Genomic DNA, 13,775 nt, shown 5'->3' on the forward strand with positions numbered 1-13,775 from the left:
CCGCGTTCACGAGCGGCTTTGAAAAAGGAGCTCCCCATGTCCCCTACTCGCCGAACCGGTGAACTCGAGAAAATGCTCGCGGGCGCCCTCTACGATCCTGCCGCCCCCGAAATCCAACAGGAGCAGACCGCCACCATGGCGTGGCTCGCACGCTACAACTCCGCCATAACGCTAAGCCGCGTCCAGCGATTCGATCTCCTGCGCGAACGCCTGGGGTCGGTAGGCGCAGATGCAGTGGTACGGTCGCCGTTCCACTGCGACTACGGTTTCAACATCCGGCTGGGCAAAGGGGTATTCCTCAACTTCAACTGCGTGATCCTCGACGTGGTGGAGGTTGTTATCGGCGACGGTACGCAGATCGGCCCGGGCGTTCAGATCCTTGCCGCGGACCACCCCCGGGATGCATCCACGCGAGACGCGGGGCTGGAGTTCGGCCGTCCCGTGCGCGTAGGCAGCAACGTATGGATCGGTGGCGCAGCGATATTGTTGCCTGGCATAACGGTGGGCGACAACGCGATCATTGGCGCTGGCAGCGTAGTCACCCGCGATGTGCCCGCCGGTAAGACCGTGGCGGGCAATCCCGCCCGTCCGATCGGCGGCGTGCAATCCTGACCGAGGCGCTTCAATTACGCGGCGCGGCGAAACGCGGCCGTTGCACGCAGTTTGAAGATCCCTGGCTCGCTGGAAATCAGTCTCGACGAAGCGCGAGCCCGCACCGAACGCCGCAGGATTCCCGCTTTTGACCAAAGGCGGCAATTTGCCGAAAATGGCCAGGCACCATACTTCCGGAACATCCTTCGCCCAAAAGGTAGAAACAGGCATGTCGCAACTCATTTCGAGATTTACCGTGCTGCCGCTGGTCTTTACCGCAGCGTCTTTACTCGGCGGATGCGCCGCCCTCGATGAGATGGAGGCAGAAAATTACCGCAAGAAGTGCGATTCGCTAGGTATTTCAAGATCAAGCCCGGCGTACGACAACTGCATACTCCAGCAACAGGCCCTGGAAGAAGAGAGCATCCAGCACTCCATGGACAGGCAGTCCCGGCAACACAAGTAGCGGGCGTACACGGCGGGCTAGCACGGATACACCACGACCCGGTTCCTGCCCGCGTTCTTGGCGCCGTACAGCGCCTGGTCCGCGCGCTTCATGACTCCGTCCGTATCCTCGTCGTCCTCGGGCCAGCGGGCCACGCCGATGGAGATGGTGATATACCCCACGCCCTCGGGCATTTCAGTGCTCTCCACGGTCGCGCGGATCCGCTCCGCGACCCGCCGCGCAATGCCCTCGTCGCCGGCCGGCATCAATACCAGGAACTCCTCTCCCCCGACGCGGCACGGCGAGTCGCCGGCCCGGATGCTGGCGCGCATGAGGTCGCCCAGCATGATCAGGACCTTGTCGCCGGCGGCGTGGCCGAACGTATCGTTGACTCGCTTGAAGTGATCGATGTCCAGCGCCAGCACGGCGAACGGCTGCCGCGCGGACCTGAGCCGGGCGACCTCGCCTTCCACGCCGCGCCTGTTCAGGAGCCGCGTCATCGGATCGGTCAGGTTTTCCGTATTGAGCTCGGTAATCTGCCGCTGGTGCTGCGCCAGGGTCGCGTCGACCGCTTCACGCAGCTGCCGCGCCTCGAAGTACCACGGAGAGACGCTGCGCAGCGCCGCGCCGGCCTCGTCGCCACGCAGTTGCATGGCCCGCGCCAGGCGGGAAAGCGGCAGGGAGATCCAACGGGCCAGGACGTAGATCAGCAGCAATGCCAGCACCGCGGCTGGAATCGAATACAGCAGAGAGCGCCACAGCAGATCCTGCTGCGGCTCCAGCGTCACCTCTTCCGGCGTCTGCACCACCACGCCCCAATTGCCACTGCGCATCGGCGCGTAGCCGGCGAAGAACCGTTTGCCGCGCGTGTTTGTGACCGACATGGAGCCCGCCTCGCCGCGCCCCACCGCATCGACGACCACATTGCCGCTTTCGCTCGTCCCTATTCTTGCCTTGTCCCGGTGAACCAGGATTTTGCCGTGGGAATCGACCACATAGACATAGGACCCATCGTGATGGAAATGGACGTTTATCAGGCGGTCCAGTTCGTTGTCCCGCCTGAGGAACATCGCCGCGCCCACCAGGCCCAGGTACTGGCCTTTCGCATCGCGGATGGGCTCCGAGAACAGCACGGTCGGAAAGCCCTTGGCGGACAGGTACGCGGCCGAAACATGGCCCGCGACTTCGCGCCGGTCTATCTCGCCGCGATTCAACATGGCGGGCTTTTCGGTGAGTTCCGGCGCCAATGACTCGAAGGCGATGATTCTGTTGGCGCTGTCGGCAATGAAAGCCGCCACCACGCCGTCCGACTGCCTGGCGACCCTTGCGGCCTCGGCATCCAGCGCCGCCCGCGAATCCAGCATGGCGGGGATGCGGCTGGCGCTGACCTCCAGCTGGCGCTGTATCGACTCGACGTACAGGTCGACCGTCTCCGCCAGCTTGGCGGCATACGCTCCGTTGGCCTCCAGGGACCTGGCAATCAGTTGGTCTCTCTGGACGATCTGGGCCACGACCAGGGCGTTGATGAATGCAATCATCGCCGTCAGTACGGACAGGGCGACGATGAGGACCAAAAGCGTAACTCTCGATTTTCTCAAGCAATCACCCCACGCCCTGGCGACCGAGTACGAATCTGCTTTCTACCATCTATCGCGCGAAAAGCACATCCCGGCGCACATGCCGGCCAGCGCCTGCCCAGCGCCTCGCGGACCGGGGATGTCGAGCCGCGGCGCAGCCTTGCCGTTGCGCCGCGGCACGCGGGCGGTTCTAGGGCAGCCGCTGCGTATCGCGGCGCCTGCCTCCCCAGGTCGCCGCCAGGCTCGCCACGAACGCGCCGATGAGCATCGACGCGAAGCCCCATAACGCGAACGCGGCAGCGGCCTTGCGCGCGCTGTCCACGGCCTCCCTGGCCTTCTGGCGGGCCTCGTCGGCCGCCTTCCTCGCTTGCTGGATCGCCTGCTCGACCCGGCTCCGCGCCGCGCCGGGCTCGATGCCGGCCTGCGCGGCGACGACGCTTGCCACATAGTCCCGATCTTCAGGCGTCATGTCGCCGCGTCCCAGGCTGACCGCGACGATGCGGCCCACTTCCGCGCGGGCGTCGGCGCGGTCGCCCGCGGCATCGGGCCGGTCGGTCCGTAGCAGCATGTCGGCAAAGTAGTCGCTTGCCTGCTCCATTGCGCCGCTGCCCCCCGCCGCGGCGGTCGCGGTGGCCGCCGCGGTTGCCGCCCCGCCGGCCGCGGAGGCGCCCGTTTTCGCCACCCCCGAGGCCAGCGTGACGATGGACGCACCCATGAGCGCCGCGCTGACCACCGCGCTCACGGCCCACACGAGAAAGCCGTGCGCCGTATCGCGGAAATAGACCTCGTCGGCGTGTACGTCGACCCACTTGGTGCGCAAGCGGCCCGCGACATAGCCCGCTATCCCGTAGGCCACGATCTGAGTGAACAGCATCCAGGCGATCACGCCGATGCCGACGGCAGGGGCCGAAAGGCCTTCGTCTCCCCATGGAGAGACGGACAGGAAGCCCAGCCCTGCGCCGCCGGCGAACAGGGCAAGCGAGAGCGCCGCGGCGATGACCGCGCCGGCGAACACCGCCGCCCACGAGACGGCGGAGATCGCGGACTCGCGCGGGAGCGCGTCATTGGCGTAAGGCTGGTTCGACATCGATGCGTTTTCCATGGACTCTTCCTTGTTCATTGGGAGGGAGCGGCGGCGCTGCGCCGCCGCGGCGGGTAAGGGCCTGGATCAATGCCAGAAAAGCGCCAGCAGGATGATGATGGGGATGGGAACGCCAAGCAGCCACAACAGAATCGAACGCATGGAAGCCTCCTTGCATGGGCTGCGCGTTGCGCGCAGCGGGGTACATGGCTGTCAGGCCAGATCGATCGTGCGCGGATCGCTCGGATCCGGCCGGCGCGGAACGGACGGATCCTCCTCGGGCTCGTCCGGCGGCGGGTTGGGCACCGGCACCGACCCGTCGGGCGGCAGGTTGCCGGGAAGCGCGGGGTCGTCCGGAGGCAGGTCGTCGGGCAGGCCGGGCTCTCTATGCGTGGACTGGGACATGGCGGGTCTCCTCGATTGGCGCGGAATGCGCCCGCCTTTCCCAGCAAGCCTTGTTCCCGGCAGCGCCGCGCCGCTCGGCCCATTTGAAGTGCGCCCCGGAAAAAAGCCCTCTTTCGAGGGCTTGGAGACGTGTGCGGTCGGCTGGGTTTCAGGGCCTGGGCTTGGATTCCAGGCTTTTCTGGCCGCCATTGCCCAGGAATTCCAGCACGGCGGCCTTTCCGGCGGCGGAGGCCTCGTCCTGGCTGCCGTAGCGCTTCTCCGAGTAATTGGTGCTGCGCACATTGCCTGACTCGGGGTCGAACAAGGTGATGATCCAGGCGAACTCGCCGGGCATCAATTGCCTGACCTGCAACGTTGCGCGCGTGCCCGGACGCAATTTCTGCGGCATCTGGCGGCCTCTCGGGTGATTCGACGCCGCCATCGTAGCGCAAACCGGCCGCCGCCACGACATCGTGGGCCCATCCGGAAATGCTGCGACCGCACATGAATTTCATGCTGCACACCCCGCGGCAAATACGCCACAAACCGGGCGGAGCGCCTGGAAAACCCTAGGGCCCGCCACGCGAATACAGGCGCACAATCATTACAAACATATAGACCGCTCAGCGGCGCCGAATCCCTTTAATCAGGCGAGGACGGAGACAACATGACTCACGTAGCAGTGGTTATCAGCTGTTTGATGGTTATGGGTATCGTCGCGTTGGTGATTCAAACGATTCAAAGTGCGGGGCCCGAGCCCTGGCTGAAAGTATCGGCGGCGATCGTCAGTTCCCTGTTCGCTTCGCTTCTGCTGATCCCCCTTGGGTACGCGGTCGCGCAATCCGTGCTCTGATCCAGCAACTCCTCTCCATGACGCCATGATGCGCGCGCCCGGGGCTACCCGTTCCGGGCCGCCTTGCCGCGTGTTGCCGCCCAGCAGATCAACGAACCGGCCGTGACCATGGCCACGCCTTGCCAGAACGAGGCGGTCAGATGGGTCGAGAGCCACACGGCCGCGAAGAAGGTCGAGAAGACCGGCGTGAAGTACGACGCGGTGGCCAGCAAGGTCAGATTGCCCTTGAGTATTCCCACGTTCCACAGCGCGTAGCCTGCCGCCATGGCCCCGCCGGTCACGCACAGTTCGAGCGTGGCAGGCCCGGTGAACGTCAGCGCGGGCTCGCCGCCAAGCAGGTACTTGGCCCACAGGGCCGCCGCGGTCAACATGAAAAACAGCGCGACACCGTTCTTGCCGTCCGCGAATCGGCGCGTCACGTTGCAGTACAGGGCCCAGATGATGGCGCCGCTGAATGCCAATCCGTAACTGAGAGGGTTGCTGGACACGTTCGCGACGGTGCGTTCCCACGACAAGCCGCCCGATCCGCCGACCACCCAGACGATGCCGCCCAGCGATAGCAGAATGCCGGGCACTACCCACGCGCTGGCCCGCTGCCCGTTGATGAGCATGGCGAGGACCACCGTGAAGCACGGCCAGAGATAGTTGACGATACCCAGCTCGATCGCCTGCCCGCGGTTGGCCGCGAAGCCGAGGGAGAGCGACAGGCAGATTTCATACGCGACGAAAAGCACGCTGCCAACGACGAGGTACGACCGGGGAAAGGTCCGCAGCCTGGGAAATCCCAGCAGCACCACCAGGAAGATGGAGCCCACGGTATAGATGAGCGCGGCGCCGCCAACGGGGCCGAAGCTTTCGCTGACGCTGCGGATCAGGCCGACCACAGTGCCCCACAGCAGGACTGCCAGCAAACCTAAGGAGGTGGCCGTATTACGCCCGAAAGAAAATTGCATTACCGTTTCCGATTGCCCGTAGTTGCCCTCGCCTTGCCCTTCGGGCGGCGGGACGCCAAGCCGGGCAGTTTAGCGAAAACCCGGGCGCCCCTGGCGCCTCGCAAGCCAGGGGCCAGGGCTGGAAGCCCTCCCCGCCACGGCGACTAACAGGGAGAAAAAGCCGCATGACCATATCGATACGCAGATTGAGCGATGTTCTCGCCAGCACGGAATCGGGCCGGCTCTACCGCATAGAGGTTTTCCTGCACGCAGACGGCACGCACGCCGCGGCGCACCCGCCCGACGCGACACGCTACATCCTCCGGACCTCCGACGGCGAGCGCGTGCTTCCGCTGGACCGCAACCGATACCGCCTGAAATCGGGCGAGGTACTGACAGCCCTGCCCGCTCCGCGCCACGAGGCCTGAACAGGCTGCGCTACACGTCCGACACGACGCGCCGCTTGCCCTCCCCCTTGGCCTTGTATAGCGCCACGTCGGCGCGCTCCAGCAAATCCCGCGGAGCCATGCCGGACTGCGGAAACATGGCGACGCCCACGCTGGCCGATACGGCGGCGCGAATGCCGGGATAGGGTCGGGACAGGCACTCGACCAGCGATTCCGCGACCAGCCTCGCGTTCTCCTTGTTGGCGCCGATCAGCAGCACCGCGAACTCATCGCCTCCCAGGCGCGCCGCGACATCCGACACGCGCACCGCTTCGGCCATGCGCTCCGCCGCCTCTTTGAGCACCGCGTCGCCGGCCGCATGCCCGTGCATGTCGTTGACCGCCTTGAATCCGTCCAGGTCGATCGCAAGAATGGCGAACGATTCGCCGCTGCGCTGCGCCATCGCCAGCTCGCGCTGCACCAGTTCGCCGAACAGTACCCGGTTGCACAGGCCGGTCAACGGGTCGTAGTGCGCCAGGTGCTGCGCGTGGGCCAGCATGCGCGAGGCCTGCCGCATCGCGCCGCCCACCTCCGCCACCTCCTTGACCCGCGTGCCTGGCACCTCCACCACGCGCCCCTTGCCCAGCGCGAGCGCGGGCACGACCAGCCCCTGCACCGCCGAGGTCAGGCGGTTGGCGAGCCGCAGGGCCAGCCATAGCCCCAGACCGAAGGCGAACAAGGTGCCCAGGGCGATCCAGGCGATGGAGCGGTACAGGTCCGTCGTCACCAAGGCCATGGGCGCGCCGGCCGCGACGGTCCAGCCCGACAGCGACGACCGGCTGAACGCGGTATAGACCGGCGTGCCCTCCTTCGTGACCGTCTCCAGCGATCCCTCGCTTTCCTGCAGCACGGCGCGGGTCAGCGCGGGCACCGCCTTCTGGCCGACGAACTTCGACGTGTCGCGCGTGCGGGCGACGATGGTGCCGGAGCCGTCCAGCACGGCGGCGACCCAGCCGTCCGGCAAGGTCCGGCGGCCCAGCACGTTGCCGATGCGTTCGGGCAGTATCCCGACGTTCAGGCTGTAGACGACCTCGTCGCTGCGGATCACCGGCACGCCGAGAGCAATGGCGGGGCCGGCGTTGAGCCCGCCGGAGAACAGGCCCGTCAGCACCGGCGCGCGTGTATGGAAGACGCGCGCCAGCTCCGCGGGCGCGCCGCTCGCAGGCAGGGCATGGCCGAAAGGCACTTCCGTATTGACGAGCTGGCGGCCGTCCCTGTCGGTCAGGACGTAGTTGTCGACGATCTGGAAGTGCGCCGCTTCGCGCGCGCGTTCATGGAAGGCGGCGAGGTCGCCCGCGACGAGATCCGGAGAAGATGCGAGCATCTTCAAGCCGGCCTCGACGCCGGTCAGTTCCCGATCGAGAATCGCCGCGAGATTGCGCGCCAGGAAAATCGTGTCGCGGAAAATCCGTTCTTTCTGGATGACGTAGCTTTCGTAGACGGCCACCGACGCCACCACCAGCGCAGGCGAAATGCAGGCGACGACCAGGGCCAGCAGCCCCACGCGCATGGAGTAGCGGCGCGGCGCCCGGGGCTGCGCGCCGGTGACGCTCTGGCCGTCAGCCATGAGCGGGCCCGCCAAAGGGAGCCCTCGGGCTGCGGGACTGCGATCGGACTGACACCATTGAACTCATGCGCCTCCCGAAACGTCCGGCCCGGCCCTGCGCCGACGCGCGAACGGAAGTCAGAAATTATTACAGAAGCTCGCAATCGCACAATCCGCAACCCGCGTAGCGGACACAGGAGCGGCCGAATCCCGGCGTCCCCAATTTACTCCGAAAAGGCGTGCCCGGCCATGATCCTGCCCGCAGGCGGGCCAGGCCTGGCCGGGCGCGGTCCGGGGCCGGCCATCGGCAACGGCCTGCCGCGCCCGCCGGACGCTATTGCTCTTCCAGGTCCGGCGTGCCGGTGAACTGGCTCTTGAGCAAGGTCAAGGCGCCCTTCTCCGCCAGCGCCTCGTTGGGAAAGACATGCTTGGTGTCTTCCAGTATGGGAAAGCCGAAGACTCGCACCCGGGCGTGGTAGCCCTCTGGGGTCTCGGCGAATTCGATGTCGAAATTACGTTCTTCGATCCAGCCCGACCGATGCAGTTTCCATTCCATATGCAACACGCTCCTGATAGGCGAAGTCGACACGAAAGGCCCGTCCCAGGCGGGACCGGCGCTGCTACACCATACACCCGCGGCGAGGCGTACGGATGGCGCGGCGGCCATCCATTCTGCCCGCCGGGGCTACTTCTTCGCTGGCAGGCGCTCCTCGGCGGCGCCGGGGGAGGCTTCCGGCAAGGGGGCGAACAGATCCCAGCTCGCCATGAACAGCGCGGCGATCAACGGACCTATCACGAAGCCGTTCAGGCCGAACAAGGCCATTCCGCCCAGCGTGGAGATCAGCACCACGTAATCCGGCATCTTGGTGTCCTTGCCCACCAGGATCGGGCGCAGCACGTTGTCCACCATGCCGATGACCAGCACGCCGAACAGGATCAGCACGACGCCCTTCACGGTCGCGCCCGTCAGCAGGAAGTAGATCGCGACCGGCGCCCAGATCAGGCCCGCGCCCACCGCCGGCAGAAGCGAGAGAAAGCCCATGATCACCCCCCAGAGCAAGGCGCCCTGGATGGAGAGGATCGAGAAAATGATGCCTCCCAGCGCGCCCTGCGCCGCGGCGACGGCGACGTTGCCCTTCACGGTGGCGCGCACGACGGTCGTGAACTTGCGGAACAGATGCTGCTTGTGCGTGTCGCTCAGGGGCATGGCGCGCTTGAGCCGCGCCGACAACTGCGGGCCGTCGCGCAACAGGAAAAACAGCAGGTACAGCATGATGCCGAAGCTGATCACGAACTGGAACGTGTCCTGCCCGATGCTCAGCGCCTGCGTGGCCAGGAACTGGCTGGCCTGCATCGCCCCCGCGCTGAGCTTTTCCTGCAGGCTGGGAATGTCGGCGAGGTCGAAGCGCGCCAGCAGGTCGTGCACCGACGGCGGCAAGGCGGCCATGGCCTGCTGGAAATACGCGCCGAAATTCACCTGCCCGGACTTGATGCTTTGATAGAGGTTCGCGCCTTCGCGCACCAGCGATCCGCTGATGACGACCAAGGGCAGGATCACCAGCAGCAGCACGAGCAGCAGCGTGATCAGCGCCGCCAGGTTGCGTCGCCCGCCGATGCGCGGCACCAGGCGGCGCTGCAAGGGGGCAAAGATGATGGCGAGGATGGCGCCCCAGAAAACGGCCCCGTAGAAGGGCCACAGCAACCAGCCGAATGCGATGGTGACCACCACCAGCAGGAGCAGAAAGGTTCTGTAGTGCACGCTGGAAGATTGGCTCATGTTCCGTCCCAGGCACGGCAAGCGCCGCGAGACCCGCATTGTACAAAGCGCGGCGTCAGGGTTCGCCCCGCGCCATGCCGGCAGTCTGCGACAAGGTGGCGCGGGCCCGCTCCAGGCCATCCGATTGCGCATTCAGCCCTTGCAGGCGGAGGTTCAACTCCTGCTGGACAGTCGGCATCGTTACGAGCGCCTGTCCGTCCACGAGGAGGATGTCGTCCTCATGCGCGGCCACGAAATCCGCGATGCCCAGGGCATCGCGGGCGACCGCGTCCATTTTCGAAGCCGCATCCATGAGTTCCGCGGCGGGAGCGGTCACGGCCTCGTCGTAGACGCCGTCGTAGACGGGCGCGAGGTCGGGCGGCAGTGTCATGCCGGCCCGCGCCTTGTCCGCCTCGGCGCGCGCATCCTCGAGCTTGGCGGCATTCTCCGCCAGCGTCCTGCGCGCGGCCTCGAAGCGCGCCCTGCGCTCCACGATGTCGCCCACCGAGCGCAGGGTCTCCACCGCCAGCACGTCCCGCATGGCCACGGCGGCCTTCGCCATGGCCTGCTGGAAGTCGACGATCACGTCGTAGGCGTCGGCATAATCGCCCACGGCTTCTTTTTCCGGCTTGCTCAGCACGGCAAGAGGCACCAGGGACGCGCTGCTGATCCGGGATTGCAGCAGCTGGATGAACGCCGTGCGTTCCTGCGGCTCCTTGTTGACGCAGGCCGCGAGCAACAGCATCGACGCCGTCGCCAAGCCCAGAAGGCAAGCTCGCAGCAATGCCATGCCCATCCTCCTTGCATGCGGGTTTGCGAAAGCGGCGCAGCCCCGTTTCCGGGCAGCCCCACTCCCGCAGATTATCCCGAAGCGCCACGCGGCCGCTGCCGGCGGGCGGAATTTGTTGCCATCGAAGCGTGTTGACACAGGGCGCCTCACGCTTCTGCCGGGCAGGCCATCGCGCACCGGCGCGCCGGGTCGAAACCCGCCTCTTCTTCCAGGCGCAGGCGCGCCGCGAGCGGCGCCGGAATACTGTCCGCCCGCAGTTCGGAAAAACCGTGCCGCCGGTAAAAGGGCGCGTTCCAGGGCAACTCCCGGTCGGTGGTCAGCACCACAGACCGGTAGCCGGCAGCGCGCGCATGCGCGCGCACGGCTTGCAGCAAGGCGCGTCCCAGCCCGCGCCCCTGCCGCGGCAGGACCACCGCCATCTCTGCAAGATAAAGGTCCTCTTCCATGGGCTGGGTAAGCGCGAATCCGGCGGGCAGGCCGTCCTCGCCCTCGGCGATCCACAGCAGGCCGTCGGCCTGCGCCCGTGCCAGCACAGCCAAAGGCACCGGATCGTCGCCCGCGGCCCAGGCCATGGGGGTGCCCAGGAACCGCTTCCCGGCGGAACGTTCGATATCGGCCAGGCCGGCCAGGTCGGAGGAGCGTGCAAGTCTGATCATAGGCGTCGAAGTATGCACCATGCGGACCTGCCCTCCGTTCCCATAAAATAGTGTTTTCGGCCCCTGCGGCCGCACGTAACGCTGGCTTCTTCCCATGACTCAGAACGCTACCCCCGACACCTGGGGCTTCGCCCATCCCGATTGCCGCGGCGCAGCCGCCCTGCTGTTTTTCATGAATGACCTGGCGCGGGTGGTCAACCAGTACCTGGGGCATGGGCAATTGTCGGACGAGGCGCTGGCCGACGCGCAAAAGGCGGTCGACGCCCTGCTGGAGCGCTACGTGGAAATCCAGGCGGCGCCGGAAGCCTTCGACAACGAACGCATCGGCCTGGCGCTGGAAACGGAGCGCGGGCCCGACGGCCAAATGGGCGCGCAAGTGGCGCTGCGCATGTCTCCGCGCCTGGAAGGCCTGATCATCGAAGCCCAGCGCCAGGCCCGACCCGCCACCCATTGAAGCGGCACGGCGGGGCCAAAAAACCGGCCCAAGGCCGCCGCTCTTTCCATCCCTCAATAAAATGCTTGCAAAATACGCCAACTTGTCGTATCGTTAGTGGTTGAGTGCTTTTTGCGAAAGAACCTAAAGCGACTTACGTAAAGGTAAAGCTAAAGCGACTTACGCAAGCACGGGCAGGCACGGCACCAAGCACAATGAGCGTGCAAATAAAGGGGCCAATAAAAAAGGTGCCAATAAAATTGCATCTAGCACCGCTCCGCCTCCCGCACTCGACAGCAAGGCCGTTATCCGCGCCCATTCCCATCAGAAAACAAACGGCGCGGCACCCGAAACGCGGGCGGTCCTGCAAACAAGCCGCCCTGAAAACCAGCCACGGCTAAAGCAAACCTCGGCAAACCACGGCGAGCTGCGCACCACTGCCCCGCGGCGAGTTACGGCACGATCCCAGGCCCGACCACTTGCGCCGGAAAACGCATTGTTGCGCCAGCGCGCCATATGCCTGCAATGATGCCGCCCCAGACTGGGCGATGGCATGGCGGCGCGAAGTCCGTGCGTGAAGCATGAGAATGCGCAAAGGGTTCGCGGCTGTTATCAGGTAGTGTCATGGCAAGCTCACGGGCCATGGCAGAACCGGCTTTTCCCATAACTAGAAACCAAGAGAACAAACACCATGAATATCCATTTCACCACCTCGGACCTGATCCGACGTCCCGCCCACACCAAGCTGGACAACATGCCGATCCACGTCGGCGACATCGTCTACCTGAAACCGGTGGATGGCCCGGAAATCCGCGCCACGGTCATTTTCAACGCGCCGATCGACGGCACGACCACCTACACGACCGAAGTCGTGCCCTGCGGCGCGTCCGCGCAGAAGGCCCCGGGCCAGCGCATCCGCTTCCGCCACGAGCACGTGCATCGCATCGAACCGGTGCGCCGCGCCGCCCACTGAACGCGTCCCGCCCCACCCTTTTCCCAGGGCGGCGGGGCGGTTCGCGCGTGATAAAGTCCCTGGAAAACCAGGCCTTGGCGATCCCCAAATGCAGAACAATCGTCTCGCGGTCCACATCTGGGACCTCCCCACCCGCTTATTCCATTGGGCGCTCGTCGTCTGTATCGTCGGCGCCTTCGTCAGTGTGAAGCTCGGCGGCCTTTATATGGATTGGCACGTGCGCTTCGGCTGCACGGCCCTGGGCCTGATCCTGTTCCGGCTGCTGTGGGGAATCTTCGGCCCCCGCTACGCGCGCTTCGCGCAGTTCCTGCGCGGCCCGGCCGCCGTGGCCAACTATCTGAAGGGCGGCGCCGCGCCGGCCGGCCACAATCCCCTGGGAGCCTTGTCCGTCGTGGCGCTGCTGCTGGTCATCGGATTCCAGGCGGTGAGCGGCCTGTTCGCCACCGATGACATCATGACGCAAGGCCCTCTGTTCGGACACGTCAGCGCAGCCTTCGCCGGCGCCATGACATCCTGGCACAAACTCAACGAGTGGGTCATCATCGGCCTGGTGGCGCTGCACCTGGCCGCCGTGGCCTGGTACGCGCTGGTGCGCCGCAAGCGGCTGGTGCGCGCGATCATCACGGGCAAGGTCGACGCCAAGGACGTGCCGGCCGGCACGCCGCCCACACAGGACGGCCTCGCCGTCTGGCTGCGCGCCCTGGTGCTCGGCGCTTGCGTCACTGGCCTGGTGCTGTGGATCCGGTCGCTGGAAATCGCGGCCGACATGTCTTTTTCCTAACACCGTCCGCCCAGAAAGAAGCCCCTTGCACAAGGGGCTTCTTTTTTGCCGCCAGGGGCTTATTTCTTCTTGCGGTACGAGTCGTGGCAGGCTTTGCAGCTTGCGCCGACATCGCCGAACGCCGCGCGCAGCTTGTTCAGGTCGCCGGAATCGGCGGCAGCCGAAAGCTTGACGATGTTGTCCTGGAAAGCCTGCTGCTTCTGCTTGAAGCCGGCCGCATCGCTCCAGACTTCCGGACGGGCGTCGCCGCCCTCCGTACCCGGACCGAATGCCGCCCACGGCAGCGCCGACAGCGTCTTCAGCACTTCCACATTGGCTTTGATCTGCGCAGCGTCGTAAGGCGCCTGGCCCTTGACCACCGGCGTCATGCGGCCGAAGTGCGACGCCATCAGCGTCAGCGCCGACTGGCGGTACTTGACCGCATCCTCGGGCTTGGCGAACTGGGCGGAGGCGTTCGTCGCCAGCAGCGGCCCAACCGTCATACAGGCCAACGCGACGAGCGTGGACAACTTCTTCATTGCTATCTCCCGT

18 protein-coding genes are annotated in these 13,775 nt (G+C 65.9%); 7 read left to right on the forward strand and 11 right to left on the reverse strand.

Annotation, left to right across the window (positions count from 1 at the left end; genetic code table 11):
* The first annotated feature begins 36 nt into the window (after window positions 1-36).
* Together JL37_RS11830 and JL37_RS11835 are read left to right on the forward strand one after the other, a co-directional pair.
* Window positions 37-612 carry a sugar O-acetyltransferase gene (locus tag JL37_RS11830; RefSeq protein WP_043544288.1) on the forward strand — a complete coding sequence of 192 codons (576 nt, stop codon included), beginning with the start codon at window positions 37-39 and terminating at the stop codon, window positions 610-612.
* Window positions 613-739: 127 nt separating this feature from the next.
* Entirely contained in the window at window positions 740-1,057 is a 318-nt protein-coding gene (locus tag JL37_RS11835) for a hypothetical protein (protein ID WP_156124288.1), read from the forward strand.
* A gap of 17 nt (window positions 1,058-1,074) precedes the next feature.
* Here the strand turns inward: JL37_RS11835 and JL37_RS11840 are convergent, their stop codons facing one another.
* The 4 genes from JL37_RS11840 to JL37_RS11855 form a co-directional block, all read right to left on the reverse strand.
* Window positions 1,075-2,634, reverse strand: a complete 1,560-nt coding sequence (locus JL37_RS11840; RefSeq protein ID WP_043544291.1) for a sensor domain-containing diguanylate cyclase — start codon at window positions 2,632-2,634, stop codon at window positions 1,075-1,077.
* A gap of 169 nt (window positions 2,635-2,803) precedes the next feature.
* Window positions 2,804-3,715, reverse strand: a complete 912-nt coding sequence (locus tag JL37_RS11845) for a hypothetical protein (protein ID WP_052097123.1) — start codon at window positions 3,713-3,715, stop codon at window positions 2,804-2,806.
* 192 nt (window positions 3,716-3,907) lie between these two features.
* Entirely contained in the window at window positions 3,908-4,099 is a 192-nt protein-coding gene (locus JL37_RS11850; RefSeq protein ID WP_043544292.1) for a hypothetical protein, read from the reverse strand.
* A gap of 148 nt (window positions 4,100-4,247) precedes the next feature.
* Entirely contained in the window at window positions 4,248-4,487 is a 240-nt protein-coding gene (locus tag JL37_RS11855; protein ID WP_043544293.1) for a hypothetical protein, read from the reverse strand.
* 258 nt (window positions 4,488-4,745) lie between these two features.
* On the opposite strand from JL37_RS11855, the gene JL37_RS11860 reads away from it, so the two are divergent.
* Window positions 4,746-4,931 carry a hypothetical protein gene (locus JL37_RS11860; protein WP_043544294.1) on the forward strand — a complete coding sequence of 62 codons (186 nt, stop codon included), beginning with the start codon at window positions 4,746-4,748 and terminating at the stop codon, window positions 4,929-4,931.
* Between the two features lie 44 nt (window positions 4,932-4,975).
* Here the strand turns inward: JL37_RS11860 and yddG are convergent, their stop codons facing one another.
* The gene (yddG, locus tag JL37_RS11865; RefSeq protein WP_043544295.1) at window positions 4,976-5,884 is read right to left on the reverse strand and encodes an aromatic amino acid DMT transporter YddG; all 909 of its coding nucleotides are present in this window, start codon (window positions 5,882-5,884) and stop codon (window positions 4,976-4,978) included.
* Window positions 5,885-6,048: 164 nt separating this feature from the next.
* Here yddG and JL37_RS11870 point away from each other — a divergent pair, with 164 nt between their 5' ends.
* A complete protein-coding gene (locus JL37_RS11870; RefSeq protein WP_043544297.1) occupies window positions 6,049-6,291 on the forward strand; it encodes a hypothetical protein in 243 nt (80 codons plus the stop codon).
* Between the two features lie 10 nt (window positions 6,292-6,301).
* Here the strand turns inward: JL37_RS11870 and JL37_RS11875 are convergent, their stop codons facing one another.
* From JL37_RS11875 to JL37_RS11895, 5 genes are all read right to left on the reverse strand, one after another.
* Window positions 6,302-7,876, reverse strand: a complete 1,575-nt coding sequence (locus tag JL37_RS11875; RefSeq protein WP_043544298.1) for a sensor domain-containing diguanylate cyclase — start codon at window positions 7,874-7,876, stop codon at window positions 6,302-6,304.
* Window positions 7,877-8,189: 313 nt separating this feature from the next.
* A complete protein-coding gene (locus tag JL37_RS11880) occupies window positions 8,190-8,411 on the reverse strand; it encodes a hypothetical protein (RefSeq protein ID WP_043544300.1) in 222 nt (73 codons plus the stop codon).
* A gap of 129 nt (window positions 8,412-8,540) precedes the next feature.
* Window positions 8,541-9,632, reverse strand: coding sequence for an AI-2E family transporter (locus tag JL37_RS11885; RefSeq protein WP_043544303.1), 1,092 nt, complete (start codon window positions 9,630-9,632; stop codon window positions 8,541-8,543).
* Between the two features lie 55 nt (window positions 9,633-9,687).
* On the reverse strand, window positions 9,688-10,401 hold the full coding sequence (locus JL37_RS11890; RefSeq protein ID WP_043544360.1) for a DUF3053 family protein: 714 nt from the start codon (window positions 10,399-10,401) through the stop codon (window positions 9,688-9,690).
* 146 nt (window positions 10,402-10,547) lie between these two features.
* Window positions 10,548-11,057 (reverse strand): GNAT family N-acetyltransferase, encoded by a 510-nt coding sequence (locus JL37_RS11895; RefSeq protein ID WP_043544306.1) that lies wholly within the window; start codon window positions 11,055-11,057, stop codon window positions 10,548-10,550.
* Window positions 11,058-11,151: 94 nt separating this feature from the next.
* Here JL37_RS11895 and JL37_RS11900 point away from each other — a divergent pair, with 94 nt between their 5' ends.
* The 3 genes from JL37_RS11900 to JL37_RS11910 all read left to right on the forward strand — a co-directional run bounded on the left by JL37_RS11900 (window position 11,152) and on the right by JL37_RS11910 (window position 13,244).
* Complete coding sequence (locus JL37_RS11900; RefSeq protein WP_043544307.1) at window positions 11,152-11,511, forward strand: hypothetical protein; 360 nt, start codon at window positions 11,152-11,154, stop codon at window positions 11,509-11,511.
* 670 nt (window positions 11,512-12,181) lie between these two features.
* Complete coding sequence (locus JL37_RS11905; RefSeq protein ID WP_043544308.1) at window positions 12,182-12,463, forward strand: hypothetical protein; 282 nt, start codon at window positions 12,182-12,184, stop codon at window positions 12,461-12,463.
* An 88-nt stretch (window positions 12,464-12,551) separates the two neighbouring features.
* Window positions 12,552-13,244 carry a cytochrome b/b6 domain-containing protein gene (locus JL37_RS11910; RefSeq protein ID WP_043544309.1) on the forward strand — a complete coding sequence of 231 codons (693 nt, stop codon included), beginning with the start codon at window positions 12,552-12,554 and terminating at the stop codon, window positions 13,242-13,244.
* Between the two features lie 59 nt (window positions 13,245-13,303).
* Here JL37_RS11910 and JL37_RS11915 read toward each other — a convergent pair whose 3' ends face one another.
* Window positions 13,304-13,762 (reverse strand): cytochrome c, encoded by a 459-nt coding sequence (locus JL37_RS11915; RefSeq protein ID WP_043544310.1) that lies wholly within the window; start codon window positions 13,760-13,762, stop codon window positions 13,304-13,306.
* Window positions 13,763-13,775 lie beyond the last annotated feature (13 nt).

The sequence above is a fragment of the Achromobacter sp. RTa genome, from assembly GCF_000757485.1.
Lineage (GTDB): Bacteria > Pseudomonadota > Gammaproteobacteria > Burkholderiales > Burkholderiaceae_B > Achromobacter.